Consider the following 24881-nt stretch of genomic DNA (forward strand, 5'->3'; position numbering starts at 1 on the left):
CTCCATACCCGGGCACGCAAAATCATTCCGCCGGAGCAAATCCCGTAATCAGCTGACGTAAACCGATGGCTGCACCGACAAAGATCGAACCGAAGGCGACAGGCGCGCTGAAGGCAAGAACCGAAAAAGCTGAAATTCCTTGGCCGACACTGCATCCTACTGCAAGGATCGCACCCGGGCCCATGATCGCGGCCCCCATGATTTGACGTCGCAATTCGCGCGGGTCTTCGCAGGCTTCCCACCGGAAATGCCCCTTGGAATACGACCCAAGTGCCGCCCCTAATACCACACCTACAACTGAACCGACGCTGAACGACAATGTATTGCCCGACGCGGTCATGGCATAGATGATTGTATCTCCGATCGGGGCTGCAAACGTGTGGGTCCGGACGGGTTCGGCGTCAAAACCGGTATAAAGAACCCAATATGTGCCGACCCAGCCTGATACGATGGCAAGTCCCACCACGCTGGCCCAAATGATCTGGCTTGCCGACGGGCGCTGCCCCGCCCGAACAAGAGCTGCGCCGATAAGAACCGCCCCTGCGACCAAACCGGTTGCCAAAGGTTCGATCCCAACTGTTTCAAAAAGTTGGGTGAAACCTTGAGGTGACTCAGCGCCCATGATTTCGGGAAACAGCCAGACGCGCGCTTGTGCCAGGGGTCCGGACATGACGAAATAGGCCGACAGACCCATCACGACAACGATGAGAAAAGACCGCAAGTCGCCTCCACCCAACCGAGCCAACGCGCCGTATCCGCAATTTCCGCTAAGTGCCATGCCGTAGCCGAACATGAGGCCGCCGATGATCGTTCCCAGCGGGTTCCATGCGCGATCCAGATAGGCCGTTTCAAGGCTGTTGAACTTGCCCGCCGCAATAGCCAAATGCACACCGATCACTGCCACACCGATGGCGATGGCCCACATCTTGAGGCGCCGGTTGTCAGATCCGTACAGAGCGTCCTCAATGGCGCCCAATGTGCAAAAGCGGCCAATCCGAGCCGCCAACCCAAGCGCCACGCCCCCGATCAACCCGATCAGGGCTGCGGAGTTCGCCTCTCCGATGAGTTCCAGCACGGTATCCTCCCTCGGCCGGATGCCACAACAGGGCAGGGCCGCTCAGTCGGCACGACAGAACAAGTCGTACACAACCTCCATGATTTGTTTCGGGCGGTCGTCTGTCAAGCTGTAGTAGATCGCCTTGCCTTCTCGGCGCGGGGTTACCAACCCCTCGAAGCGCAAGCGGGACAGCTGCTGGGACACTGCAGCCTGGCGCGCGGACAAAAGTTCTTCCAGTTCGGTCACTGATTTTTCGCCGGATGCCAGATGGCACAGGATCATCAGCCGCCCTTCGTGGCTGATCGCCTTCAGGAAGTTCGACGCCCGCTGAGCGTTGTTCACCATCTTTTGCATGTCTTCGGCGCAAATGTTCTTGTCGAACACCGGCAGACGTGACGCTGGGGTTTCAGGATTGGTTGTCACGAAACTGTTTTCCTTACCCAGCTTGCTTCCAATCAATACCCGCCCGGTCAAGCATCATTCCTAAGAGACCCCAAAAGAAATCTTCACCCGGATAGCCCTCGATTCGACCGACCTCGAGCCCGTCTTCAATCAGAATGAAAGTCGGGGTAAACCGCACGCCGCGCTGCAGTTGTACGTCTGGCGTCGTTGTGTGCAGGTCGTATCGGCGCAATGGCGCGGCCTGGCCTTCGAGGGTCTTAGGATAGATGGGGGCAATTTCGGCGTTCCAGCGGGCACACCAACTGCACCCTTTTTCCTCGGCCATCAGCAGGTAAGTATCCGCCAAGACAGCCGTTGGAAGCAACATGGCCAAGACGAAAGCCAGTGTTTTCATCATCGACGTTGTCCCAAGTTGATACGCTCCCAAATTGACGTAGGCCATGTTTCTATCATAATAGTATTTTTGAATATCTCAAGCGGTGGAGCGGCGACCAAGTGTTTGATGTCACTTTTTGGGGTGCAACTGTCGCCGGGCTACTTTCTTTCATGTCGCCCTGCATCTTGCCGATCGTACCGTTTTACCTGAGCTATCTGGCCGGAGCGGGTATGAACCAGATTTCCGCCGGGTCCGAGATTTCGCCCGCAGTCCGTTTCCGTGCCGTACTGGCAGCGAGTTGCTTTGCGTTGGGAGTGATAACAATTTTCGTTGGCCTCGGCGCCACCGCGACTGTGTTCGGCAGCTTGGTGCGCGAGTATTTTGACGTGCTGCGCTGGGTCGCGGCGGCGATCATCATTGCGATGGGTTTGCACTTTCTTGGCGTGGTCAAAATCGGATTCCTGTACCGTCAGTTCCGGGCGGACGCAGGGGATATATCGAATGTAAGTCTGATCGGGGCCTATGTGATCGGGCTGGCCTTCGCCTTTGGATGGACCCCTTGCGTCGGGCCAGTCCTGGCTGCGATTCTATTCACTGCGGCCGGGCAGGAAACGGCCAACGAAGGGGCCGCTTTGTTGCTTGCCTACGGTCTGGGCATGACATTGCCCTTCATCGTGGCCGCCATGTTCATCGGTCCGTTCATGACGTGGATGGCGCGGTTCCGCAAACATCTTGGGCTGATCGAGAAGCTGATGGGGCTGATGCTGGTCCTTTTCGGCGTTCTGATCGCCACGAATTCGATCAACTACATTGCGCAATGGATGCTTGAGACCATTCCCTGGTTCAGCGCAATCGGATGAAACTCGAAAGGACTCTCACCATGATCAGAATGCTTCTCCTGTTCGCCACGATTTTGATGGCACCGATGACTCTGGCAGCGGAACTGGGTGACGACGGCCTGCACAAGGCCTCGTGGATGCGCGATACTTTCAAGGATCTGCGCGAAGACCTTGAGGAAGCCAATGCCGAGGGAAGGCGGCTGATGGTCATCGTTGAGCAGCGCGGCTGTATATATTGCAAGAAGATGCATGAAGAGGTTTTTGTCGATCCGGAGATCGAAAGCCTGTTGGAAGACCGGTTCTTCGTCGTTCAGATCAACATGTTCGGCGATGTCGAAGTGACTGATTTCGACGGTACGGTCCTGCCCGAGAAAGACATGGTCAAACGCTGGGGAGCCTTGTTCACTCCAACTGTCTATTTTTTCCCCCAAGAGGTGCCGGAGGGTGCAGCGGCGACACAGGCAGTGGTGGCCACAATGCCGGGCGCTTTCGGTCGCGGGACAACGTTCGACATGCTGAACTGGGTGCTGGAAAAAGGTTACGACGGGGACGAGCCGTTCCAGAAATATCATGCCCGCATGATCGAGGCGCGCAAAGGCTAAGCACCCTTGGCTCCGCGCAACAATAGTTTGAACCCCGCCTTCCCTGCGTAAAAATACAAAAATTCAATTAGACGAATTTATTGTTGCGAGTCGGTGTTGGTGTGCACTAGTGTGCAAAGACAAAGCAGGGAATCGTCTTTGGGAGGAGGCATGACAAAAGCGTTGAAACTTGGCCTGGCCGGAATGCTGTGTGCATCGACGGCGATGGCGGGTGAGATCAAGCCGAAAGATGTGTCGTTTGCCGACGGCGCCATCGAACAGTCGCTGACCGGTACTCCGGGCGACCCTGAAAAAGGCGCGATGATCGTGGGTGAGAAATCCATGGGCAACTGCGTGGCCTGCCATCAGGTGGCGGCGCTGGCGGACGTGCCGTTTCAGGGCGAGGTCGGCCCGCCGCTGGATGGGGCGGGGGACCGCTGGACCGAGGCCGAGCTGCGCGGTCTGGTGGCAAATGCCAAGATGACCTTCGAAGGTACCGTGATGCCGGCCTTCTTCAAGGCCGATGGCTATATCCGACCTGGCGATGCCTATACCGGCAAGGCGCCCAGCGGGCCGCTTGAGCCGATCCTGAGCGCACAGGACGTCGAGGACGTGGTCGCGTTCCTGATGACACTCAACGAACAATAGTCGCCTTCGCCTGTCCGAGGGGCACACACTCAAAGGAGATGTAAAATGGAAATTTCGCGACGCGAAACCCTGGCCTTGGGTCTGGGGGCTGCGGTTCTGACGATGCTGCCGTTCCGGGTGAATGCGGCGGTCGAGGATTCGATCTCGGCTTTCACCGGTGGGGCTGACATCGCCGACGGTGGCGTCACCCTGACCGCGCCGGAAATCGCCGAAAACGGCAACACCGTACCGATCGAAGTCAGCGCCCCGGGGGCCGTGGCCATCGCAGTGTTCGCCGCAGGCAACCCGACGCCGGATGTTGCCACGTTCAACTTCGGACCACTGGCCGCGTCGCAGTCGGCATCGACCCGGATTCGACTGGCCGGAACACAGGACGTCATCGCCGTGGCCAAGATGGCCGATGGCAGCTTTGCCAAGGCGTCGGCAACGGTCAAGGTCACAATCGGCGGCTGCGGCGGCTGATCGCCCGCGCTCCCCTTAGAACAACAGGAGAAACCCCATGGCATCCGGAGTGAAACCCCGCGTTAAGGTCCCAAAAACGGCAGCGGCCGGCGAGGCGGTGACGATCAAGAGCCTTATTAGCCACACGATGGAAAGCGGTCAGCGCAAGGACAAGGAAGGCAATGTCATTCCGCGTTCGATCATCAACCGTTTTACCTGCGAATTCAACGGCCAGATGGTCATCGACGTGACCCTCGAGCCGGCGATTTCGACCAACCCGTATTTCCAGTTCGAAGCCACCGTGCCCGAGGCCGGGGAATTCGTCTTCACCTGGTACGACGATGACGGGTCGGTCTATGACACCAACAAGAAGATCGAGATCGCTTGACGGCTCGGCAAATCGGCAGAGCGGTGCCCGGGTGTATCTGGGCGCCGATCGACCAAGGGAGGAAACGGAATGAAATTGAAGGCTTTGACGGCTGTTGTTGCAATGGCGGCGATGCCGACTGTGGTTCTGGCCGGCCCCGATGACGACAAGCTGATCATCAATGGCGAGACCGAGATGATTTCGGTCGCCAAAGCGCCCGAACATCTGGAAAACTTCGACACGATCTATTCCGGCTGGCATTTCCGCACCGACGAGACGCAGGCGCTGCAGGTTGACGACTTCGACAACCCGGCCATGATTTTCGTGGATCAGGCCGCTGACACTTTTGAAGCAGTGGACGGCGCCGCCGGCAAGAGCTGCGCCTCGTGCCATGACGGTGCCGAAAGCTTTGCCGGTCTTGCCGCTCAGATGCCGAAGGTTGACCCTGAAACCGGCAAGCTGGTGGTGATGGAAGACCTGATCAACGAATGCCGGACCGAGCGCATGGAGGCTGACGCTTGGAAATGGTCGGGCGCCGACATGCAGGGCATGGTCGCGCTGATCGGCCTGCAGTCGCGGGGCATGCCGATGAACGTAGCCATTGACGGACCCGCCGCGCCCTATTGGGAGCAGGGCAAGGAGATGTACTATACCCGGTATGGCCAGCTTGAGCTGAGCTGCGCCAATTGCCACGAAGACAATTACGGCAACATGATCCGGGCCGACCACCTGAGCCAGGGCATGATCAACGGCTTTCCGACCTATCGCCTGAAACAGGCCAAGCTGATTTCGCGCCACAACCGGTTCCGCGGCTGCATCCGCGATACGCGCGCCGAAACCTTTGCCGAAGGCTCGGATGAGTTCCGCGCGCTCGAACTTTATGTGGCTTCGCGCGGAAATGGTCTGTCGGTCGAAACCCCGGCGGTCCGCCAGTAATCGAACACCCGCGCCGGATCGTCTGGTGCGGGTATTTCTTTCCTAAAACATTCACGAATTTAAATGTGAATCAAGGGCGCATCAGATGATCTCAAGACGTGACTTTCTGCAGGTTTCAATGGCAGCCTCGGCGCTGGTGGGCGCGTCCGGCTTCGGCAACTGGGCCCGGCTGGCGGCGCAGCAGTCTCTGACCCAGGACCAGCTGCTGGAGTTCGAGACCTTCGGCAATGTGTCGCTGATCCATATCACCGACATTCACGCACAGCTCAAGCCAATCTATTTCCGCGAACCGTCGATTAATATCGGGGTGGGGGCCAACAAGGGGGTCGTGCCGCATGTTACCGGGGCCGATTTCCGCAGGCTCTACGGGATCGAGGATGGCAGCCCCAGCCACTATGCCCTGACGTCCGACGATTTTGCCGCGCTGGCCAAGGCCTATGGCCGGGTTGGCGGTCTGGATCGCGTGGCCACGGTGATCAACGCCATTCGCGCCGATCGTCCCGATGCGATCCTCCTGGACGGGGGCGACACCTGGCACGGATCCTATACTTGCCTGAAGACCCAGGGTCAGGACATGGTCAACGTGATGAACGCCTTGCGGCCGGACGCGATGACATTCCATTGGGAATTCACCCTGGGCAGCGACCGCGTGGCCGAACTGGTCGAACAACTGCCCTTTGCGGCCTTGGGACAGAACATCTTCGACGCGGAATGGGACGAGCCGGCCGAGCTGTTCCCGCCCTACCAGATGTTCGAGCGCGGCGGCACCAAGATCGCCGTGATTGGCCAAGCGTTCCCTTACATGCCGATTGCCAATCCCGGCTGGATGTTCCCCGAATACGCGTTCGGCATCCGCGACGAACACATGGCGCAGATGGTTGAAGAGGTCCGCGCCGCCGGTGCGGAATGCGTCGTGGTTCTCAGCCACAACGGCTTTGACGTCGACAAGAAGATGGCCAGCGTGGTGCCGGGGATCGACGTGATCCTGTCGGGCCATACTCATGACGCTCTGCCCGAGCCGGTGCTGGTGGGTGAAACGATCATCGTTGCGTCGGGCTCGAACGGCAAATTCGTCAGCCGGGTGGATCTGGATATCCGCGATGGCCGGATGATGGGCTATCGCACCAAGCTGATCCCGATCTTTTCGGACGTGATCGCCCCCGATCCCGAAGTTTCCGCCTTGATCGACGAACAGCGCGCGCCCTATCTGGACGAGATGTCCGAGGTGATCGGCCAGACCGACGGCCTGCTGTATCGACGGGGCAATTTCAACGGCACCTGGGATGACCTGATCTGCGACGCGTTGCTCAGCGAGCGCGAAGCGGAAATCGCGCTCAGCCCGGGCGTGCGCTGGGGGCCGTCGCTGATACCGGGGCAGGACATCACCCGCGAGGATATCTTCGGTGTCACCTCGATGACCTACGGCCAGGCCTACCGGACCGAGATGACAGGCGAATTCCTGAAGGTGGTCCTGGAAGACGTGGCCGACAACATCTTCAACCCTGATCCCTATTATCAGCAGGGCGGCGACATGGTGCGCACCGGTGGGCTCGGCTATCGGATCGACGTGTCCAAGCCGCAGGGCGAGCGGATCTCGAACATGACCCTGCTGAAGACCGGTGAGCCGATCGACGCATCCAGGGCCTATGTCGTGGCTGGCTGGGCCTCGGTCAACGAGGGCACCGAGGGACCGCCGATCTGGGACGTGGTCGAAAGCCATATCCGCAAGCTTGGAACCGTCACGGTTCAGGAAAACACCAACGTCGACGTCGTGGGCGTCTGACACTACCCGGAGCACTTGAGACATGGATGATATGTTCAAGCCTTCCCGCCGCGCCTTTCTGCGAGGCGGCGCCGCGATCGCCGCAGGATCGGTCGCGGGGTCGGTCGCGGCGCAGGAGGCGGACCCGTTGATCACCCAATTGCAGGACTGGGCCTCGTACACCGGCGCCGGTGTCGATGAAACGCCCTATGGTATGCCGATCCGTTTTGAAAGCGACGTCGTGCGGCGTAATGTCGAATGGCTGACCGCCTCGCCGATCTCGTCGATCAACTTCACGCCGATCCACGCGCTGGACGGCACCATTACCCCACAAGGCTGCGCCTTCGAGCGGCACCATTCCGGCGCGATCGAATTGAGCAAGCAGGATTACCGGCTGATGATCAACGGGTTGGTCGATCGGCCGCTGGTCTTTACCTACGATGATCTTGAACGGTTCCCGCGCGAAAACCACGTCTATTTCTGCGAATGCGCGGCCAATACGGGCATGGAATGGGCCGGCGCCCAGTTGAACGGCGTCCAGTTCACCCATGGCATGATCCACAACATGGAATATGCCGGTGTCCCACTGCGCGTCCTGCTGCAAGAGGCCGGATTGGACGCCGCCGGAGACCTGTCGGACAAATGGGTCTATGTCGAGGGCGCCGACGCTTCGTCGAACGGCCGTTCGATCCCGATGGAAAAGGCGCTGGACGACGTTCTGGTCGCCTTCAAGGCCAATGGCGAGGCGCTGCGGATGGAGCATGGCTATCCGGTCCGGCTGGTGGTTCCGGGCTGGGAGGGCAACATGTGGGTCAAGTGGCTGCGCCGGATCGAAGTGACCGATGCGGCCGTGGAAAGCCGTGAGGAGACCTCGAAATACACGGATGTCTACGCCGATGGCACCGCCCGGAAATGGACCTGGGTGATGGATGCCAAGTCGGTCATCACTTCGCCCAGTCCGCAGATGCCGATCAAGCACGGCAAGGGGCCGCTGGTAATTTCCGGCCTGGCGTGGTCCGGTCACGGACGCATCACGCGGGTCGATGTCTCGAAGGATGGCGGTATCACCTGGGAGACCGCGCGGCTGGGCAAGCAGCTTGATACCAAGGCGCTGACCCGCTTCTATTTGGATACCGAGTGGGACGGTTCTCCGATGCTGCTGCAAAGCCGCGCCATGGACGAAACCGGCTATGTCCAGCCGACCAAAGACCAACTGCGCGAGAAGCGCGGCGAAAACTCGGTCTATCACAACAACTGTATCCAGACCTGGTACGTCAACGCAGAAGGGATCGCCGAAAATGTCGAAGTCTCTTAGTGGCATCTATCTTCCCGTTTTTGGCGGGATCGCCTTGGTGTGCAGTGTCGCGGTTGCGGTCGCGAACCGCGGATATGGTGACAGCCAGATCGAGACGCTGCAGACGCGACTTGCACAGGTCGAGGCGCAAAAGGCCTCGGCGCTGACCGAGGCCGAAGCAAGCGCGGCCCGTTTGGCGGAATTGGAGACTCGCCTTTCCGAACTGGAAAGCAAGGCCGGCAACGCGGTTGCCGGGGGTGAGCCGGTTTCGGCGCATGACGGAACCTTCGGTCTGGGCCGTCCGGCCTTGCCCGAAGAGATCGCGGCCTGGGACGTGGACGTGCTGCCCGATGGGCGCGGGCTGCCCGAGGGGTCGGGCGATGTGTTTACGGGTGAGGAAGTTTTTGCCGAAAAATGCGCGGCCTGCCACGGTGACTTTGCCGAAGGCGTGGACAACTGGCCGGTTCTGGCCGGTGGCTTTGGCACGCTGGCCGACGAAGACCCCGTCAAGACGGTCGGGTCCTATTGGCCCTACCTGACCACGGCCTGGGACTATGTGCACCGGTCGATGCCCTTCGGCGAGGCCGGAACACTCAGCGCCGATGAGACCTATGCGATCGTGGCCTACATCCTGTATTCCAACGACTTGGTCGATGACGAGTTCGAGCTGAACCACGACAATCTGGCGACGTTCGAAATGCCCAACCAGGACGGGTTCGTGATCGACGACCGGCCTCAGTTGGAATACGCGGAATGGCGCACCGAGCCCTGCATGGAAAACTGCAAGGACAGTGTCGAGATCACCAAGCGCGCGACGTTCCTGGATGTGACGCCGGACCATGGCGGCGACTCGGTTATGAATTCCGCCGACACATCCGAAACGCCCACGTTTGCGGCTGCCACCGCGACGGTGGAAGAAGCCGCTTCCGGAGATGCGGCCGAAGCCGGTGATGCCGAGCTGATCGCCGCCGGCAAGAAGGTGTTCAGGAAGTGCTCGGCCTGCCACCAAGTGGGGGACGGCGCCAAGAACAAGACCGGTCCGCATCTCAACGGTCTGTTCGGGCGGACCTTCGGATCGGTGGACGGGTTCGGTTACTCGTCAGTTTTCAAGCAAGCCAACGAAGAAGGCCGGATCTGGGACCAGGCCGCGCTGGACGCGTTTCTGGCCAAGCCGAAAACCTACATGAAGGGCACCAAGATGAGTTTTGCCGGTCTTAAGGACGAGCAGGACCGCGCGGCGCTCAATGCCTATCTTGCGACATTCGGCGAGTAGATGATGCAACGGGCGCTGGGGGTGATCCTTTCGGCTTGTGCCACGGTGGTTTCAACCGCCGTGGCTGCCGATGTTTTGGGCGATGCCGAGGCCGGAAAGGTGGTGTTCGACCAGTGCAAGGGATGCCATCAGGTAGGCAAGGGGGCAAAGAACCGGATCGGCCCGTATCTGAACGGACTGTTTGGCCGGCCGGCGGCCGGCATTGAAGGGTTCAAGTATTCCAAAAGTTTCCGGCGCGCCGCGGCCAGCGGGCTGGAATGGCATGCGGATACGCTGGATGCGTTTTTGGAAAATCCACGGTCCTATGCCTCGGGAACGCGCATGAGTTTTCGGGGGATCAAGAACGCCAAGGATCGTCACGACGTGATCGCCTATCTTCGGCTGTTTTCCGACGATCCTGCGAACATCCCCGAGGCGGATCCCACGGCCACGGCCACCGATCATGACCTGGACCCGGCGATCCTGGCGATCCAGGGTGATCCGGAATACGGCGAATACCTGAGTAGCGAATGCACGACCTGTCACCAGGCGGACGGAGGCGATGACGGTATTCCGTCAATCGTGCTGTGGCCCGAAGAAGACTTTGTCATTGCGATGCACGCATACAAGAACAAACAGCGTCAGCATCCGGTCATGCAGATGATGGCCGGGCGTCTCAATGACGAGGAAATCGCCGCGCTTGCGGCGTATTTCAACCGCCTCGAACACTGAGCACTGCAGGGAGGAGACTGCACATGACGATGAACAGACGCGCATTTCTGGGAAAGACGGCGCTGGTCACGGCCTCGTTGGCCGCCCCGGCGGTTCTTGCCGATGGTCACGGCAAGCCGCGGGTCGTCGTGATCGGTGGCGGGGCCGGCGGGGCCACCGCTGCGCGCTACATCGCCAAGGACAGCAAGGGCGCCATCGACGTCACCTTGGTCGAGCCGACGCGCCGTTACTATACCTGCTTTTTCTCGAACCTTTATCTGGGCGGGTTCAAGGATATGAAAGACCTTGGCCACAGCTATGGCGGGCTGGCGGCCGGCGGCGTCAACGTGGTGCATGACTGGGCCATCGGGGTGGACCGCGATGCCAAGACGGTGGCGCTGGCCGGGGGCGGAAGCCTTCCCTATGACAAGCTGATCCTCAGCCCCGGCATTGATTTTGTCGATGGCGCGGTGCCAGGATGGGACATCTCGGCACAGAACGCCATGCCGCACGCCTACAAGGCCGGGTCGCAGACCGAGCTGCTGAAAGCGCAGTTGATGGCAATGCCCGAAGGCGGCACCTTTGCCATGGTTGCGCCACCCAACCCGTATCGCTGCCCGCCGGGACCGTACGAGCGCGTGTCCATGGTCGCCCACTTCCTGAAGGCCAACAATCCGACGGCCAAGATCATCGTGGCCGATCCCAAGCCAAAATTCTCGAAAATGGCGCTGTTCCAGGAAGGATGGGCCAATCACTATGACGGCATGATCGATTGGATTGGCGAAGAATTCGGGGGCGGCAATGTCAGCGTGGACCCGGCCGCGATGACGCTGACCATCGACGGCGAGGAAACCAAAGTGGATGTGTGCAACGTCATCCCCGCGATGAAGGCCGGTCGGATCGCCGAACTGGCAGGCGTGACCGATGGCAATTGGGCTCCGGTGAACGCGGCTGACATGTCGTCGAAGGCTGATGCGGACATTTACGTTTTGGGCGATGCATCGCAGCAAGGCGACATGCCGAAATCCGGGTTCTCGGCCAACAGTCAGGCAAAAGTCTGTGCCAATGCCGTGCGTGGGGCGCTGACCGGGTCCAAGGTTTTCCCGGCCAAGTTCTCGAACACCTGCTGGTCGCTGATCGACACCGACGACGGTGTCAAGGTCGGAGCCACCTATGAGGCGACGCCGGAAAAGATCGCCAAGGTGGACGGGTTTATTTCACAGACCGGCGAAAGCGCGGAAGTGCGCAAGACGACTTACGAAGAGTCTGAAGGCTGGTACACTGGTATCACGTCCGACATGTTCGGTTGATGTTATAGGGCGCCCCGACTGGCAAAGCGGGTTTCGGGGCGATCAGTAATCCAGTGGGAGGAAAAAAAATGAGAAAAATAATGGGAATGATCGCGGTCTGCGTCATGGCGCTGTGGACGTCCGCAGCCGTGGCGCAAGACGGTCTTGCAGACCACAAACTGGCTCTGCAAATCAGCGACAACAACCCGCAGAAAATGAACACGGTCCTGAACGTGGCGGCAAATGTGACGCGGTACTATGAAAGCCAGGGCGAAACCGTCGAAGTTCGGATTGTAGCGTTCAATGCGGGGCTTCACATGCTGCGCAAGGATACATCGCCGGTTCTCGAACGTCTGGATGCGTTCGGTGCCTCGATGCCGAACGTCACGTTCGCAGCCTGCGGAAATACGATTGCCGGCATGACCAAGAAAGAAGGCAAAGAGCCACCTATCGTCGAAATCGCCGAGCATGTCCCGGCCGGAGTAGTCGATCTGATGACTCTCAGCGAAGCGGGCTGGACGGTTATTCGCCCTTGATAAATGAAAGGACTAGGAAGATGAAAAACGCATTTATGGCATTTGTTCTGACTGCTGGTGCAGCAGGAGCAGACCCCATCCTTGTTCCTTTCGATGGCAGTTTCGATGAAGCGACCTTTGCCGTTGAAAGCGCGATCGTTGGAAAGGGGCTGGTGATTGACTACGTCAGCCATGTGGGCGACATGCTGAACCGTACTGGCGAAGATGTTGGAAGCTCTGAAAAAGTCTTCGAAAACGCAGATATTTTCCTGTTCTGCTCGGCGGTTTTGTCGCGCGAAGTGATGGAGGCCGATCCGATGAATATCCAGCACTGTCCCTATGGCATCTTCGTCACCGACCGTGACGGAGAGGTGATGGTCGGATATCGCCCCTATCCTGAAGGGCCGATGCAGAAGGTTCAGGCTCTGTTGGACGATATCGTCTCGGAGGCTGTTGGCAACTGATGGATTACCAGGGGTTTTTCCGGTCTGAACTGGCCAAATTGCGCGAGGAAGGCAATTACCGCGAATTCGCCGAGCTCGAGCGGCATTGCGGTCGTTTTCCGGCCGCAAACTGCCACAACGGGCCAGGCGAGGTGACGATCTGGTGTTCGAATGACTACCTGGGCATGGGCCAACACCCGAAAGTTCTGTCGGCCATGCACGCGGCGCTGGACCGGACCGGTGCAGGCGCAGGTGGTACGCGCAACATATCCGGCACCACCCATGACCATGTTCTTCTGGAATCCGAACTGGCGGATCTGCACAACAAGGAAGCCGCCCTGTTGTTTACCTCGGGCTATGTATCAAACTGGGCGGCACTGGGCACTTTGGCGGCGCGGATTCCCAATTGTGTCGTCCTTTCGGATGCGTTGAACCACGCCTCGATGATCGAAGGCATCCGCCACTCGCGGGCGCAGAAGGTAATCTGGAAACATAACGATCTGGTTGATCTCGAGGCAAAGCTGGCTGCCTTGCCGCCCGACCAGCCCAAGCTGATCGCTTTCGAGAGTGTCTATTCGATGGACGGCGATATCGCCCCGATCCGCGAGATCTGCGATCTGGCTGATCGATACAACGCCATGACCTATTTAGACGAGGTACATGCTGTTGGACTATACGGCCCGCGTGGTGGTGGCATTGCCGAACGCGAAGGTTTGATGGACCGGCTGACCATCATCGAAGGCACGCTGGGCAAGGCCTTTGGCGTGATGGGCGGATACATTGCCGCCTCGGCCGAGATCTGCGACTTCGTACGCTCATTTGCCAGCGGATTCATCTTTACCACGGCGTTGCCCCCGGCACTTGCAGCCGGAGCGGCGGCCTCTATCCGGCATCTTAAAAACAGCGCGTCGGAACGCGAAGCCCACAAGGCGCGTGTGGCGCAGGTTCGGGCGCGGCTGGACGAAATCGGCCTTCCGCATATCGAAAACCCCAGCCACATCATTCCGGTGATGGTCGGCGACCCTGTCAAATGCAAGTTCATCTCGGACATGCTTTTGAAAGAGCACGGTCTATACATCCAACCGATCAATTATCCAACGGTGCCGAAAGGAACCGAGCGGCTTAGGATCACACCTTCACCGGTTCACACCGATCGGGACATCGATCGTTTGATTTCTGCACTCGAAATGCTCTGGTCACAGTGTCAACTAGGGCGTCAACCGCTGGCCGCGCAGTAACGCCCGATAGGGTCAGGCGGTGGCCGACATCTGGCCACCTCGCATTTGCAGCAAAGTGTGCGTCGCAACGGCGCCGACCCACATGCAAAACACGGCCACCCAGGCTGTCAGGGCAAGGATTGCCCCGCCTGACATTCCGGCGCCCACGGCGCAACCGCCAGCCAACATGCTGCCGAACCCCATCAGAACGCCCCCGATCAGGTATCTTTCCATTGGTGTGTTCGGCTCGAACCGCTGTATCCTGGCTTCGCCCCGTAGCAGGGCGAGCATCAGGGCACCAAGGAATACGCCGGGGACCAAACCCACTCCGAAGCTAAGCGGGAGGTTCCGTTCGTTGACCAATGCCATGAGCGTGTCCGCTGATGGCCCGGTAAAGGTAACTGATTGCACCTGTACCACATCGAACGAGGCCGAGGCGATCGCGTAGGTCACGCTCCAACCAGCAAAAACAGCGACACCTACCAAGGCCGCCGAGACCAGCTCGGACCAGCGCAGGTTTCGGGATATTCCGTAGGAGACGGCTGCGACAAGACCCAGAACGCCGACAGCGCCAACCACGACCGAGGAGTCGAACAGCATCCGTTCAGACCCGCCCGGAATTGTCCACAGGCTGGCCAGCCTCTCGCGAAGAGGTGCCAGCACCCCGCGATACGATGCCTGCGCCGTCAGGGTCAGAACCAGCCCTGTCACGATGGCCCTCAAGTTCCCCGAAGCAGACAGTACCAGCAGACGGCTGGCACAGCCCCGCGCCAGGATCATGCCTATGCCAAACATCAACCCGCCGATGATCGCCCCAGAAAGACTGCCTGTGCCGGCGATTTGCCGGGCCATGCTGACGTCAAGATGCCCAGTCAGGATCGAAAGCTGGACCAGCGCCAGACCCGTGCAGAATGCGATCAGCCAAATTGCCAGTTTTGGCCCAAGCGTACGCTCGGCCACTTCGACGGTCGCCGCCCGCAGGCAAAACCGGGAATGATAGGCGGCGGCCCCGAACAAAAGCCCCACCAGTGCCCCTGACATCATCAGAAGTGTGGGCTCGCCGAACTGATCAATTAGTTGTTCCATCCGTGTTCACCAGCAGTCCTTGTTGCGTGGCAATATAGGGTGGGACTATTTTAGTCTGCCTTGATTTCGCTCAAGCGCCACAGGGTATAGTTGTTCAGCGCCTCGCGGGCCCGAACGACAGGCAGGCCGCGGGCGATCCAGCCGGGGGATTTTCCATTCCCGAACATCCCTTCGGAAACGTCTACGACATCGGTCACGCCGTTCTTCTCAAGAATTTCGGCCACATAGTTCGAGCGACCGCCGGTCGCACAGATCAGGCCGACGCGTTCCGGTGGAACACGGGACAGAATTTCTTGCAGGCGCTTCGGAAAATCCGGCTCGTGCATTGAAATGGGCAAGGCCCCACGGGCAACGCCCGACTCTTCCCATTCCTGCGGAGAGCGGATGTCCAGCAGAACAAGGCGTCCCGCCTCCACCAGGCCGGCAGCTTCCGGAGCTGACATGTCCTGACCTGCTGCACCAGCTGGCTGAGCAACAGACAACAAGTACAGCAGCAGGCTGGCCAGAAGGGTGCGCGGCACCGGAAAATGTTGTTTCAGCAATCTCTGCAAGTTTTGATTCCCAGAATTCGGTAGATAGGACAAAAGTTCAGGAATGCAGTACCAACGAAGATAACGCCAAAATAGCCCCAGATACCGATGGTGCCCATGGCCGCCAGGATGATCAGTGCAGCCCCCAGAACCAGGCGGGCGAGGCGGTCAAATTGTCCAAGATTGCGAGTCATAGCGGGTCTCCTTCATTTCTGTGCCACCTATGTAGCCGGAAAACCACCGGGTCGTATGTGACTCAATCACGGTCAGGCATGCTCGGCATGCTCTGCGAGGGCAGCGACCTGAAGAACCGTGATCGTCCCGCGGCCAGAATTGATCCAGCCCCGCCTTTCAAAGGACTTCAGTGTTCGCGAGACGACCTCGCGCACAGTTCCCAATTCCTGAGCCAGCTCTTGCTGCGTGACGTGGATGGTCGGTCCTGCACGATTGGCCAGCCAGCGGGCAATGCGTTGGTCGGTCCGGTGAATAAGCAGATCGTCAATAACATCGGTCAATTCCCCCACACGGGCGGCGAAATTGCGGAACACGATCTCTTGGAATTTTGGTTCCGAACTCAGCAGCGAGCGGAACCGCTGGGCGGGAATTGAGACTGCGGTGACATTGCCCTCGGCGTAGCCATAGCCCGAATAGGGACGCCCGGACAAAAGCCCGGTGGTGGTCAGAACGCAGCTATCCCCAGCCTCGACCCTGTACAGGACGACAGTACGACCGGCGGCGTTGGTTTGTTCCACCCGAACCGAGCCAGACAGGACAAACAGAAAGGCCCGGCTCTCGTCGCCGGGCCGGAACAGGCAGGTGCCATCCGGAACGTGGATTCTGTTGCCCTCGGTCAGAAACGGTTCGGCTGGGTGGTCGGTCACTCGAACTCCATCTGCTCATAGACGCGCCCGGCATTCTTCGTGGCCAGTTCCTCGAACGTGTCGAGATGCGCGTAGGGGCTTTGGTCGATGTAGTAGGCATCGGCCAGATCGCCGCCTTCTTCAAGATGCGCGCCGATTTTTTCCCGAAGATAGACCAGATAATCGCGGGTATAGCGCCGCACCTGGTCCATGTTGGTGGGATGTCCGTGACCGGGAATGACATAGGTGGCGCCCAGAGGCTCGAACCTGGTTTCCCAGGTTTCGATCCAGTCCGCCACGATGGTATCCTCAAAGATGGGCAGCATCCGTTCGTGAAAGGCCATGTCACCGGCAATGACCAGACTCTGCTCGGGCAGCCAGACCTGCGTGTCGCCTGGCCCGTGTGCCGGGCCCAGATGCAGCACCTCGATCCGGTAATCGCCCATCTCGACGACGCGTGTGTCCTCGAAGGTTTCGGTGGGCGGCGCGACGAACGTGCCTTCGGCCTTGTCGCGGTTGTACCGTTTCATCTCCTCCAGCAACTGATGGCCGCGCTCTTCGATTTCATGCGCGGCATCCACATGGGCTAGAATCGGAACGCCTTGCTCGGCCCAGTAGGAGTTGCCCAGCATCGCGTGCCCCTGGCCGTTCTCGTCAATCACTAGCTTCACCGGCTGGTCGGTGATGGCCTTGATCTCTTCGTGTAGCGCCTTGGCCAGGACATAGGCCGCGCCGCCATTGATCACCACGACCCCATCGCCGGTGACGATGAAGCTGAGGTTGTTGTTGTGGCCGGAGTTTTCATAGGTCGGCGGAGCTGTCGCACCGATCGCGGACCAGACATTCGGAATGAACTCCACCGGTTTCGAATACAGGGGTGAGGCCGGGTACTGATCCGCGATGTCTTCGCTGGCCAGGGCCGGAGACGCAAGCAGCGCCGCAAACAGGACGATACGCATATTCATGCCTCCACGAACCGATAACCGTCACCGGCCTTTTCGGCGCGGCCGATGCCGCCGCCGGGAAGATGGAAGCCGATCAGGGCCAGGTCCTCGTGCGTCAGGCGGTCGAACAAAACCAGCCGCGTGGCGGCCGCCGTCTCTGCGTCCTGATCCGCACCACTGTGCCACGCGGGCCGGCGGAAGGCGACGTGGTGATTGCCGATGGCATCGCCGACGACCAGTGCGGCCGAGTTGCCCTTCCGGATCTCGAACGCCATGTGTCCGGGTGTATGGCCCGGGGTCGAAACCGCAGCGATTCCGGGCAGGATTTCCTGATCGGCGTCGAAAAGCTGAACGCGGTCTTCGATCGCGGTCATTCTTCTTTTTGCGCCGACGGCATGAGCGGCACGGGTCTCGCCGATGGTGTTGACGGTCTCGGGATTCCACCAATAATCCCACTCGGCTCGGCCCATCATGAAGATTGCATCGGGGAAGACGATCTCGTCGAAATCATCCAACAGCCCCCAGATGTGGTCGGGATGTGCATGAGTGAACACGACATGGGTGACGTCTTCGGGGGTGACACCGGCCGCGTCGAGGCTATCAAGAACGGTGCCTGCAGTCGGAACGAAATCCGGCCCCGCGCCGACGTCGAACAGAACAGTGTTTTCGCCGTCGCGATATAGGGTCAGGTTGCACTCGGGTTCCAGCGTTTCATTGGATATCCCGAAGTCCGCCAGAATCTGACCAAGCTCATCTTTGGGCATGGGTTCAAAAATAAAACTGGCGGGCAGGATCAGATGGCCGTCGCTGACCGTCGTCAGCCTGGCCGAACCCAACGAAATGTCGGCCCGTGCCAAGACCGGCAGCCCGCCTGCAAGCGGAATGGCCGCCATGACCTGCATCATCCTGCGCCGTGAGATATTCATGTCCAACTCCCTAAATGCTCACATCGGAATATGAATGAATATCTCCCGAGGGGCAAGAATTGCCGGATAGAGCCCTAACGCTTTGCGCTTGGCCAGGTGTGCTTTTTGGGAAAGCGGGCTAACGGTGCAAATAGGCCGGGTGGGCGCGGGTATCGGTCTTTGTCGCGCTTTTGGCTGCAGGGCGGGATACAACCTGCGCTGCCAGCCTCAGGTCGTCAGATCACAGGGTGAATGGCACAAGCGACGACGGTCAGAGCGACGCCGCAGCGCGGCTCGCCTGATCGTAGTGACCGGACAGAGCGCGCAGGTTGCGGGCCAACTCGCGCAGATCGTCGCCGGACAGGTCGGTGGCAGGCAGCCCTTCCAGCAGGCATTGTTGGCGCACCTTGCGATAGGCGTCGCATAGCTCCACGCCCTCGGGCGAGGTGCGGTAGAACACCTCTTTGCCGCGCTTTTCCGACGTCAGCAGCCCGGCCTTCAGAAGTTTGCGCAGGGCGTAGTTAACGGTGTGGCTGTCTTCGATGTTCAGAAGAAAGCAGATGTCGGTCAGGCGTTTGTCGCGGCCGCGGTGGTTGACGTTGTGCAGGATCAGAATGTCGAGCGGTCCCAGATCGGCCTGCCCGGCTGCGGCCATGCAGCGGGTCATCCAGCGTGAGAACGCGTTGTAGACGATGATCAGGCCGAATTCGAGTTCGGACAGTTCCCAGCCTTCGCCCTCGGCCAGGTGGCGAGAGGAAACGATGCGGCGCGTGTCGGGGGAAGAATCGGTCATGTTGCGGCCTTTTGATGTGCAAAACGCTTAGAAATTATCAGTGTTTTGGCATGGAGTGCGTGCGTTTTCAACGTCCTGACCTTTGGAACCTGCAGCGTTTCGGCCAAAACAATAACAAAACGTTGACAAATCGCTAACGTTGAGTCAGCTTCGGCGCCAGTACTCAAGCAGGGAGAGCCAAAATGAAACTGATGCAGATTGCCGGTGGCGCGGTGGCCGCGCTGGCCGGGTTGGCCATGCAGGTGCAGGCCGAGACCTGGGACATGCCGACCCCCTATCCGGATGCCACTTTCCACACGGTCAACATCCACGAATTCGCCAAGGACGTCACCGCGGCCACCGATGGTGCCCTTGAAATCAAGGTCCATTCCGCCGGATCTCTGTTCAAGCACCCCGAGATCAGCAAGGCCGTGCGCAGCGGTCAGGTTCCGATCGGAGAGTTTTTCCTGTCGCTGCTGGCCAATGACAACCCAGCCTTCGGTGCGGACTCGCTTCCGTTCCTGGCCACCAACTATGACGACGCCCAAAAGCTCTGGGCGGCTCAGAAGGACGTGATCAGCGGTCTGCTGGATGAACAGGGCATGATGGTACTGTACGCCGTGCCGTGGCCACCGCAGGGTCTGTACACCACCAAGGAAATCAACAGCGTGGATGACTTGGCGGGCCTGAAGTTCCGCACCTACAACGCTACGCTGGAAGAATTCGCCAACTTGGCGGGCGCCGCACCCACGCAGGTCGAGGTGCCGGACATTCCGCAGGCCTTCAGCACCGGCCGGGTCGAAGCGATGATCACCTCGCCCTCGACCGGGGTGAACTCTAAGGCGTGGGACTTTTTGACCCACTACACCGACATCCAGGCCTGGATTCCCAAGAACGTGGTCGTGGTGAACAAGCGCGCCTTCCGCCGTCTGGATGACGCGACCCAGGCCGCCGTGTTGGAGGCGGCCGCCGCCGCCGAAGCCCGCGGCTGGGAGATGAGCCAGGCCGAGACCGCCAAGCAGACCGCGGTCCTGCAGGAAAACGGCATCACCGTGGTGCAGCCATCCGAAGAGTTGATGGCCGGCTTGCGCGCGATCGGCGCGCAGATGCTCGAGAACTGGACCGCTGAGGCCGGCGAAGAAGGCGCCGCGTTGCTGCAGGCCTATCAGCAGTAAACGATCCGACCTGGCCGGGTGCCAAACGTCCGGCCGGGTTCGACAACAAGGGGAGGGGATGGCGATGCTGCGGCGCAGTCTTGATTTCATCTATCGTGCAGCCGGCGGATTGGCGGCGCTGTTCATTCTGGCCATCGTCGTGCTGGTCTTTGCGCAGGTCGGGCTGAATCTGGCCGACAAGATCTGGGCCGCGCTGACCGGGCAGGGCGTGGGCCTGACCATCCCCTCCTATGCCGATTTCACCGGATTCTTTCTGGCCGCATCCAGCTTTCTGGCGCTGGCCTATGCGCTGCGCGCCGGCGGGCATATCCGGGTCACGCTGCTGATCGGACGGATGCCCAAGGGGCCGCGCCGCCTGACCGAGATCTGCGTGGTGACAATTGCCCTGGCCATGAGCGCCTATGCCACCTGGTATCTGGGCCTGCTGGTTCTGGAGTCGCTGGAATATGGCGACCGCAGCCCGGGCATGGTCTCGGTGCCGTTGTGGATCGTGCAGATGCCGGTCCTGCTGGGGCTGGCCATTCTGACTCTTGCCCTGGTCGACGAGCTGGTCGGCCTGCTGGCGGGCCGCGCGCCCAGCTGGGACGGCAAGGGCGAAAACCTTCTGAACGAATAGGGCCAGCAGATGTCGATTGCCACGCTTTCCATCATTCTTCTTGTTCTGCTGTTCGCTTTTCTGGGGTCGGGCCTGTGGGTGGCGTTTTCGCTGCTGGGGGTCGGGATTGCGGCGATGGCGCTGTTTTCCGATGCGCCGCTGGGGCTGGTCATGGCGACCACATTATGGGGGCACAGCAATTCCTGGGCGTTGGCGGCGCTGCCGCTGTTCATCTGGATGGGCGAGATCCTGTTCCGCTCGCGCCTGTCCGAGGACATGTTCACGGGCTTGTCGCCCTGGATGAACCGGCTGCCGGGGCAGTTGTTGCATGTGAACGTCTTTGCCTGCGGGATCTTTGCGGCGGTGTCCGGGTCGTCCGCGGCCACGGCGGCCACGATCGGAAAGCTGTCGATTCCAGAGCTTTCGCGCCGCGGCTATCCCGAGAAGATGATCATCGGCACGCTGGCCGGGTCGGCTACGCTGGGCCTGCTGATCCCGCCGTCGATCATCCTGATCGTCTATGGCGTGGCAACCGAGCAGTCCATCGCCCGCCTGTTCGTGGCCGGAGTTCTGCCGGGACTGCTTCTCGTGGGGCTGTTCGTGGGTTATGTGGCGATCTGGGCACTGATCAACCGCGCCAACCTACCCACCGAGGACATCCGCGCGAGTTTCGGGGAAAAGCTGCGACGTTCTCGCCGGTTGGTGCCGGTGATCCTGCTGATCGTCGGTGTGATCGGCTCGATCTATGCCGGGATCGCTTCGCCCACCGATGCGGCCGCTGTGGGCGTGGTGCTGGCGCTGCTGCTGTCCTGGCGCGAGGGCACGTTGACCCGCGCCAGCTTTGTCGACGGGCTGATGGGGGCCACGGTGACCTCGTGCATGATCGCCTTCATCCTTGCAGGGGCCTCGTTCCTGACCGTGGCGATGGGCTTCACCGGCATTCCGCGCGTGCTGGCGGAATGGATCGCGTCGCTGGGCCTGTCGACCTTCACGCTGCTGGCGGCGCTGACCGTGTTCTTCGTGATCATGGGATGTTTTCTGGACGGGATCTCGGTCGTGGTGCTGACGGCTTCGGTCATCATGCCGATGGTGATGCAGGCGGGGATCGACCCGCTGTGGTTCGGCATCTTCCTCGTGATCGTGGTCGAGATGTCGCAGATCACCCCGCCCGTCGGCTTCAACCTGTTCGTGCTGCAATCGCTGACCGGGCGCGACATCCTGCGGGTGGCCCATGCGGCGCTACCGTTCTTCTTCCTGATGATCGTGGCGCTGGTGATCATCGTGATTTTCCCCGGCATCGTGACCTATCTGCCGAACCAGATGTGACGGGGGCGATGCAGGATTTTCCAATCATACGAACCGCCGGGGTGGACGGGCTGCTGATCAGCTTTGCAGCCGCGCTGAGCGAACCGGCCAACCGCGCTGCCCTGGCCTTTCGCGCCGCGCTCGAGGCGGAAAGCTGGGCGGGGGTCGAGGAAACCTCGTCCTCGCTGGTGTCGGCCTTCGTCCGGTTCGATCCGCTGCACTTGTCGCATGCCGCGTTGCACCAGCAGGTGCAGGCGCTGCTGGACCAGCGCGACTGGTACGCGGCCGACCTGCCCGGCGGGCGCAGGTTCTGGCGGGTACCCACCGTCTTCGGCACGGATCTGGCGCCGCGGCTGGGGCAGGCGGCGCAGGCGGCGGGCCTGTCCGAGGCCGAGGCGATCCGGTCGCTTTCCGAAGCGCGGGTGCGGGTGCAGACCATCGGCTTTGCCCCGGGTCAGCCTTATCTAGGTGAATTGCCGCCCGCCTGGGACATCCCCCGGCAAAAGGAATTGACCCCGCGCGTGCCCGAGGGCGCTCTGGTGGTGGCGCTGCGGCAGCTTGTGCTGTTCTCTGTCACCACGCCGACCGGATGGCAGCATGTGGGCCAGACCGCCATCCGTCTGTTCCAGCCCGATGTGCCCGACCCCTTCCTTTTGCGCCCCGGGGATGAAGTGCAGTTCACCCCCACCGACCCGGAAACGCTGGCGCGGATGCGCAGCGATCCGCGCGGCGGCGCCAGTTGCGAGGCGCTGGCATGAGCGCGCATCTGACCATACTGCGCGCCGGGCCCGGCCTGATGGTGCAGGACTTGGGGCGGCCCGGATATCTGGACATGGGCCTGTCGCGCGGGGGTGCGGTGGACCGGCGTGCATTGGCCGAGGGCGCAGCGTTGCTGGGACAGGCCGACAGTCTTGCCGCCGTGGAAATGGCCGGCATGGGCGGAGAATTTCAGGCCGATCAGGATCTACGCATCGCCCTGACTGGCGCGCGGATGCGGGCGCAGATCGATGGCGCGACCGCAGTCTGGAACGCCTCGCACCTTCTACCTGCGGGCGCCCGGCTAAGCATCGGGCCCGCCGTCGCCGGCAGCTATGGTTATCTCAGCATCGGCGGCGGGGTGAAGGGCGGCCCGCTTTTGGGCGCCTGTTCGGCCCATCTGACGGCGGGGATCGGTGCCCTGCTGAAGGCGGGGGACCGGCTGGCGATCGGCGCGGATTCGGGCGGTGCAACCGGCATGACCTTCGACCCCGAGGACCGGTTCTCGGGCGGAGAAATCCGTATCGTGGCAAGTTTCCAGACCGACCTGTTCGCCCCAGACGTTCTGGAGCGGTTGCAAGCCACCGCGTTCCGTCGGGACGCGCGCGCCAATCGCATGGGCGTGCGGCTGGAGAGCAACGGACCGGGCTTTCATGTCTCGGGCGGGCGCAGCGTGCTGTCGGAAACCATCGTGCCGGGTGACATCCAGGTCACCGGCGACGGCACGCCCTTCGTGCTGTTGGCCGAGTGCCAGACCACCGGCGGCTATCCCCGCATCGGCACCGTTCTGCCCTGCGACCTGCCCAAGGTGGCGCAGGCCCCGGCCGGGGCCGACCTGCGGTTCCGCTTCGTGTCGCTGGACGAAGCGGTGGCCGCCGAGCGGGCCGCCGCCCAGGTCAGGGTCGCGCTACCTCGGGCGCTGCGCCCGCTGATCCGTGATCCGCGCAGTATGTCCGACCTGCTATCCTATCAACTGATCAGCGGCGCCATCGCCCGCGAAGAGGACGTTTTGTAGATAAGGAGCCTGTGCCATGGCACATCAAGTCGATCTGAACGCCGATATGGGCGAAAGCTTTGGCCCCTGGAAAATGGGCGATGACGCGGCGCTGTTGAAGATCGTGACGTCGGCCAACGTGGCCTGCGGGTTTCATGCGGGCGACTGGGACGTGATGGCCGCGACGATGGCGCAGGCGGTGGAGAACGGCGTGGGCATCGGCGCGCATCCCGGGTTTGCCGATCTGCACGGCTTCGGGCGTCAGCGAATGCACTATCCCCTGCCGTCGCTGCAGAACCTTATCCGCTATCAGGTCGGCGCGGCGCAGGCGATGGCGCGGGCGGCCGGCGGGCAGGTGCGTCATCTGAAGTTGCACGGCGCGCTGGCCAACATGGCGTCCGAAGATCAGGCGATGGCGCGGGCCTGTTACGAGGCGGCGCTGTCGGTGGCTCCGGATCTGATCATCATGGTTCTGGCCGGAACCGCCCAGCAACGCGCCGCGCGCGACCTGGGCTGCACCGTAGCCTGCGAGATCTTTGCCGATCGTGCCTACAACGATGATGCCACGCTGGTCGACCGCAGCCTGCCCGGCGCGGTGATCCATGACCCCGACCGTGCCGCCGCGCGCATGGTCGAGATGGTCAAGGCCGGGGCAATCATCACTGAAAGCGGCAAGCATATTCCCACCCGCATCGACACGATCTGCCTGCACGGAGACACGCCGACGGCCGTGAAGATCGCAGCCCAAGTGCGCCAGGCCCTGCAGAAGAGCGGTGTGGAGCTCAGGCAATTCGCCGGCGGTCCGGCCTGACCCTAGAAGGCCGAGCTG

The 24881-nt window shown here is 61.1% G+C and carries 30 protein-coding genes; 20 read left to right on the top strand and 10 right to left on the bottom strand.

The features are described 5' to 3' along the window. Positions 1 to 22: 22 nt before the first annotated feature. From AC2FMM_RS12900 to AC2FMM_RS12910, 3 genes are all read right to left on the bottom strand, one after another. Positions 23 to 1075, bottom strand: a complete 1053-nt coding sequence (locus AC2FMM_RS12900; RefSeq protein ID WP_496796767.1) for a YeeE/YedE family protein — start codon at positions 1073 to 1075, stop codon at positions 23 to 25. A 42-nt stretch (positions 1076 to 1117) separates the two neighbouring features. After that, positions 1118 to 1411 (bottom strand): ArsR/SmtB family transcription factor, encoded by a 294-nt coding sequence (locus AC2FMM_RS12905; protein ID WP_496683887.1) that lies wholly within the window; start codon positions 1409 to 1411, stop codon positions 1118 to 1120. Positions 1412 to 1493: 82 nt separating this feature from the next. Then, on the bottom strand, positions 1494 to 1856 hold the full coding sequence (locus tag AC2FMM_RS12910; protein ID WP_496685730.1) for a hypothetical protein: 363 nt from the start codon (positions 1854 to 1856) through the stop codon (positions 1494 to 1496). Between the two features lie 98 nt (positions 1857 to 1954). Here AC2FMM_RS12910 and AC2FMM_RS12915 point away from each other — a divergent pair, with 98 nt between their 5' ends. From AC2FMM_RS12915 to hemA, 14 genes are all read left to right on the top strand, one after another. Next, positions 1955 to 2695, top strand: a complete 741-nt coding sequence (locus tag AC2FMM_RS12915) for a cytochrome c biogenesis CcdA family protein (RefSeq protein ID WP_496796768.1) — start codon at positions 1955 to 1957, stop codon at positions 2693 to 2695. 20 nt (positions 2696 to 2715) lie between these two features. Further along, entirely contained in the window at positions 2716 to 3276 is a 561-nt protein-coding gene (locus AC2FMM_RS12920) for a thioredoxin family protein (protein WP_496683852.1), read from the top strand. A 150-nt stretch (positions 3277 to 3426) separates the two neighbouring features. Next, complete coding sequence (gene soxX / locus AC2FMM_RS12925; RefSeq protein ID WP_496683849.1) at positions 3427 to 3903, top strand: sulfur oxidation c-type cytochrome SoxX; 477 nt, start codon at positions 3427 to 3429, stop codon at positions 3901 to 3903. A 45-nt stretch (positions 3904 to 3948) separates the two neighbouring features. Then, on the top strand, positions 3949 to 4365 hold the full coding sequence (gene soxY, locus AC2FMM_RS12930) for a thiosulfate oxidation carrier protein SoxY (RefSeq protein WP_496685195.1): 417 nt from the start codon (positions 3949 to 3951) through the stop codon (positions 4363 to 4365). A 37-nt stretch (positions 4366 to 4402) separates the two neighbouring features. Next, on the top strand, positions 4403 to 4732 hold the full coding sequence (soxZ, locus tag AC2FMM_RS12935; protein WP_496683844.1) for a thiosulfate oxidation carrier complex protein SoxZ: 330 nt from the start codon (positions 4403 to 4405) through the stop codon (positions 4730 to 4732). A 69-nt stretch (positions 4733 to 4801) separates the two neighbouring features. Beyond that, a complete protein-coding gene (soxA, locus tag AC2FMM_RS12940) occupies positions 4802 to 5647 on the top strand; it encodes a sulfur oxidation c-type cytochrome SoxA (protein WP_496685193.1) in 846 nt (281 codons plus the stop codon). Between the two features lie 85 nt (positions 5648 to 5732). Continuing rightward, complete coding sequence (gene soxB / locus AC2FMM_RS12945) at positions 5733 to 7430, top strand: thiosulfohydrolase SoxB (RefSeq protein WP_496685190.1); 1698 nt, start codon at positions 5733 to 5735, stop codon at positions 7428 to 7430. A 22-nt stretch (positions 7431 to 7452) separates the two neighbouring features. After that, positions 7453 to 8724, top strand: coding sequence for a sulfite dehydrogenase (soxC, locus tag AC2FMM_RS12950; protein ID WP_496713183.1), 1272 nt, complete (start codon positions 7453 to 7455; stop codon positions 8722 to 8724). After that, the gene (locus AC2FMM_RS12955) at positions 8708 to 9976 is read left to right on the top strand and encodes a c-type cytochrome (protein WP_496796769.1); all 1269 of its coding nucleotides are present in this window, start codon (positions 8708 to 8710) and stop codon (positions 9974 to 9976) included. The genes soxC and AC2FMM_RS12955 overlap by 17 nt, the downstream gene beginning before the upstream one ends. Positions 9977 to 9979: 3 nt before the next feature. Continuing rightward, positions 9980 to 10687, top strand: a complete 708-nt coding sequence (locus AC2FMM_RS12960) for a c-type cytochrome (RefSeq protein ID WP_496796770.1) — start codon at positions 9980 to 9982, stop codon at positions 10685 to 10687. A gap of 23 nt (positions 10688 to 10710) precedes the next feature. Next, positions 10711 to 11976 carry an FCSD flavin-binding domain-containing protein gene (locus AC2FMM_RS12965; protein ID WP_496683828.1) on the top strand — a complete coding sequence of 422 codons (1266 nt, stop codon included), beginning with the start codon at positions 10711 to 10713 and terminating at the stop codon, positions 11974 to 11976. Positions 11977 to 12056: 80 nt separating this feature from the next. Further along, a complete protein-coding gene (locus tag AC2FMM_RS12970) occupies positions 12057 to 12491 on the top strand; it encodes a DsrE family protein (RefSeq protein ID WP_496741706.1) in 435 nt (144 codons plus the stop codon). 35 nt (positions 12492 to 12526) lie between these two features. Further along, positions 12527 to 12934, top strand: coding sequence for a DUF302 domain-containing protein (locus tag AC2FMM_RS12975; RefSeq protein WP_496713197.1), 408 nt, complete (start codon positions 12527 to 12529; stop codon positions 12932 to 12934). After that, positions 12934 to 14151, top strand: coding sequence for a 5-aminolevulinate synthase (gene hemA / locus AC2FMM_RS12980; protein WP_496713175.1), 1218 nt, complete (start codon positions 12934 to 12936; stop codon positions 14149 to 14151). Before AC2FMM_RS12975 ends, hemA begins: the two co-directional genes overlap by 1 nt. A gap of 12 nt (positions 14152 to 14163) precedes the next feature. Here hemA and AC2FMM_RS12985 read toward each other — a convergent pair whose 3' ends face one another. The 7 genes from AC2FMM_RS12985 to AC2FMM_RS13015 all read right to left on the bottom strand — a co-directional run bounded on the left by AC2FMM_RS12985 (position 14164) and on the right by AC2FMM_RS13015 (position 19248). After that, positions 14164 to 15216 carry a YeeE/YedE family protein gene (locus AC2FMM_RS12985; protein WP_496796771.1) on the bottom strand — a complete coding sequence of 351 codons (1053 nt, stop codon included), beginning with the start codon at positions 15214 to 15216 and terminating at the stop codon, positions 14164 to 14166. A gap of 50 nt (positions 15217 to 15266) precedes the next feature. Further along, complete coding sequence (locus tag AC2FMM_RS12990; protein ID WP_496796772.1) at positions 15267 to 15800, bottom strand: rhodanese-like domain-containing protein; 534 nt, start codon at positions 15798 to 15800, stop codon at positions 15267 to 15269. Continuing rightward, entirely contained in the window at positions 15752 to 15940 is a 189-nt protein-coding gene (locus AC2FMM_RS12995; RefSeq protein ID WP_496684469.1) for a YgaP family membrane protein, read from the bottom strand. The genes AC2FMM_RS12990 and AC2FMM_RS12995 overlap by 49 nt, the downstream gene beginning before the upstream one ends. A 72-nt stretch (positions 15941 to 16012) precedes the next feature. Next, positions 16013 to 16627: a Crp/Fnr family transcriptional regulator gene (locus AC2FMM_RS13000; protein ID WP_496796773.1), complete on the bottom strand. Its 615-nt coding sequence runs from the start codon at positions 16625 to 16627 to the stop codon at positions 16013 to 16015. After that, positions 16624 to 17565, bottom strand: a complete 942-nt coding sequence (locus AC2FMM_RS13005) for an MBL fold metallo-hydrolase (protein ID WP_496685725.1) — start codon at positions 17563 to 17565, stop codon at positions 16624 to 16626. Before AC2FMM_RS13005 ends, AC2FMM_RS13000 begins: the two co-directional genes overlap by 4 nt. A gap of 2 nt (positions 17566 to 17567) precedes the next feature. After that, positions 17568 to 18476 carry an MBL fold metallo-hydrolase gene (locus tag AC2FMM_RS13010; protein ID WP_496796774.1) on the bottom strand — a complete coding sequence of 303 codons (909 nt, stop codon included), beginning with the start codon at positions 18474 to 18476 and terminating at the stop codon, positions 17568 to 17570. A 250-nt stretch (positions 18477 to 18726) separates the two neighbouring features. Continuing rightward, positions 18727 to 19248, bottom strand: coding sequence for a winged helix DNA-binding protein (locus tag AC2FMM_RS13015; protein ID WP_496685171.1), 522 nt, complete (start codon positions 19246 to 19248; stop codon positions 18727 to 18729). Positions 19249 to 19430: 182 nt separating this feature from the next. On the opposite strand from AC2FMM_RS13015, the gene AC2FMM_RS13020 reads away from it, so the two are divergent. From AC2FMM_RS13020 to AC2FMM_RS13045, 6 genes are all read left to right on the top strand, one after another. Beyond that, the gene (locus AC2FMM_RS13020; RefSeq protein WP_496685168.1) at positions 19431 to 20402 is read left to right on the top strand and encodes a TRAP transporter substrate-binding protein; all 972 of its coding nucleotides are present in this window, start codon (positions 19431 to 19433) and stop codon (positions 20400 to 20402) included. 64 nt (positions 20403 to 20466) lie between these two features. Further along, positions 20467 to 21018, top strand: a complete 552-nt coding sequence (locus AC2FMM_RS13025; RefSeq protein WP_496711895.1) for a TRAP transporter small permease — start codon at positions 20467 to 20469, stop codon at positions 21016 to 21018. Between the two features lie 9 nt (positions 21019 to 21027). Further along, a complete protein-coding gene (locus tag AC2FMM_RS13030; RefSeq protein ID WP_496796775.1) occupies positions 21028 to 22323 on the top strand; it encodes a TRAP transporter large permease in 1296 nt (431 codons plus the stop codon). A gap of 8 nt (positions 22324 to 22331) precedes the next feature. Next, positions 22332 to 23060, top strand: a complete 729-nt coding sequence (locus AC2FMM_RS13035; RefSeq protein WP_496796776.1) for a 5-oxoprolinase subunit B family protein — start codon at positions 22332 to 22334, stop codon at positions 23058 to 23060. Then, positions 23057 to 24073 carry a 5-oxoprolinase subunit C family protein gene (locus AC2FMM_RS13040; protein WP_496796777.1) on the top strand — a complete coding sequence of 339 codons (1017 nt, stop codon included), beginning with the start codon at positions 23057 to 23059 and terminating at the stop codon, positions 24071 to 24073. The genes AC2FMM_RS13035 and AC2FMM_RS13040 overlap by 4 nt, the downstream gene beginning before the upstream one ends. Positions 24074 to 24089: 16 nt before the next feature. Further along, entirely contained in the window at positions 24090 to 24863 is a 774-nt protein-coding gene (locus AC2FMM_RS13045; RefSeq protein WP_496796778.1) for a LamB/YcsF family protein, read from the top strand. The last annotated feature ends 18 nt before the right edge of the window (positions 24864 to 24881 follow it).

Source organism: Ruegeria sp. BHSC043, from assembly GCF_059612985.1.

Coding starts and splice junctions, on each gene's coding strand:
- AC2FMM_RS12905 (WP_496683887.1), bottom strand. CDS start 1,411: ATGCAAAAGATGGTGAACAACGCTCAGCGGGCGTCGAACTTCCTGAAG.
- AC2FMM_RS12910 (WP_496685730.1), bottom strand. CDS start 1,856: ATGATGAAAACACTGGCTTTCGTCTTGGCCATGTTGCTTCCAACGGCT.
- AC2FMM_RS12920 (WP_496683852.1), top strand. CDS start 2,716: ATGATCAGAATGCTTCTCCTGTTCGCCACGATTTTGATGGCACCGATG.
- soxX (WP_496683849.1), top strand. CDS start 3,427: ATGACAAAAGCGTTGAAACTTGGCCTGGCCGGAATGCTGTGTGCATCG.
- soxY (WP_496685195.1), top strand. CDS start 3,949: ATGGAAATTTCGCGACGCGAAACCCTGGCCTTGGGTCTGGGGGCTGCG.
- soxZ (WP_496683844.1), top strand. CDS start 4,403: ATGGCATCCGGAGTGAAACCCCGCGTTAAGGTCCCAAAAACGGCAGCG.
- soxA (WP_496685193.1), top strand. CDS start 4,802: ATGAAATTGAAGGCTTTGACGGCTGTTGTTGCAATGGCGGCGATGCCG.
- soxB (WP_496685190.1), top strand. CDS start 5,733: ATGATCTCAAGACGTGACTTTCTGCAGGTTTCAATGGCAGCCTCGGCG.
- soxC (WP_496713183.1), top strand. CDS start 7,453: ATGGATGATATGTTCAAGCCTTCCCGCCGCGCCTTTCTGCGAGGCGGC.
- AC2FMM_RS12955 (WP_496796769.1), top strand. CDS start 8,708: ATGTCGAAGTCTCTTAGTGGCATCTATCTTCCCGTTTTTGGCGGGATC.
- AC2FMM_RS12960 (WP_496796770.1), top strand. CDS start 9,980: ATGCAACGGGCGCTGGGGGTGATCCTTTCGGCTTGTGCCACGGTGGTT.
- AC2FMM_RS12965 (WP_496683828.1), top strand. CDS start 10,711: ATGACGATGAACAGACGCGCATTTCTGGGAAAGACGGCGCTGGTCACG.
- AC2FMM_RS12970 (WP_496741706.1), top strand. CDS start 12,057: ATGGGAATGATCGCGGTCTGCGTCATGGCGCTGTGGACGTCCGCAGCC.
- AC2FMM_RS12975 (WP_496713197.1), top strand. CDS start 12,527: ATGGCATTTGTTCTGACTGCTGGTGCAGCAGGAGCAGACCCCATCCTT.
- hemA (WP_496713175.1), top strand. CDS start 12,934: ATGGATTACCAGGGGTTTTTCCGGTCTGAACTGGCCAAATTGCGCGAG.
- AC2FMM_RS12985 (WP_496796771.1), bottom strand. CDS start 15,216: ATGGAACAACTAATTGATCAGTTCGGCGAGCCCACACTTCTGATGATG.
- AC2FMM_RS12995 (WP_496684469.1), bottom strand. CDS start 15,940: ATGACTCGCAATCTTGGACAATTTGACCGCCTCGCCCGCCTGGTTCTG.
- AC2FMM_RS13005 (WP_496685725.1), bottom strand. CDS start 17,565: ATGCGTATCGTCCTGTTTGCGGCGCTGCTTGCGTCTCCGGCCCTGGCC.
- AC2FMM_RS13010 (WP_496796774.1), bottom strand. CDS start 18,476: ATGAATATCTCACGGCGCAGGATGATGCAGGTCATGGCGGCCATTCCG.
- AC2FMM_RS13015 (WP_496685171.1), bottom strand. CDS start 19,248: ATGACCGATTCTTCCCCCGACACGCGCCGCATCGTTTCCTCTCGCCAC.
- AC2FMM_RS13020 (WP_496685168.1), top strand. CDS start 19,431: ATGAAACTGATGCAGATTGCCGGTGGCGCGGTGGCCGCGCTGGCCGGG.
- AC2FMM_RS13025 (WP_496711895.1), top strand. CDS start 20,467: ATGCTGCGGCGCAGTCTTGATTTCATCTATCGTGCAGCCGGCGGATTG.
- AC2FMM_RS13030 (WP_496796775.1), top strand. CDS start 21,028: ATGTCGATTGCCACGCTTTCCATCATTCTTCTTGTTCTGCTGTTCGCT.
- AC2FMM_RS13035 (WP_496796776.1), top strand. CDS start 22,332: ATGCAGGATTTTCCAATCATACGAACCGCCGGGGTGGACGGGCTGCTG.
- AC2FMM_RS13040 (WP_496796777.1), top strand. CDS start 23,057: ATGAGCGCGCATCTGACCATACTGCGCGCCGGGCCCGGCCTGATGGTG.
- AC2FMM_RS13045 (WP_496796778.1), top strand. CDS start 24,090: ATGGCACATCAAGTCGATCTGAACGCCGATATGGGCGAAAGCTTTGGC.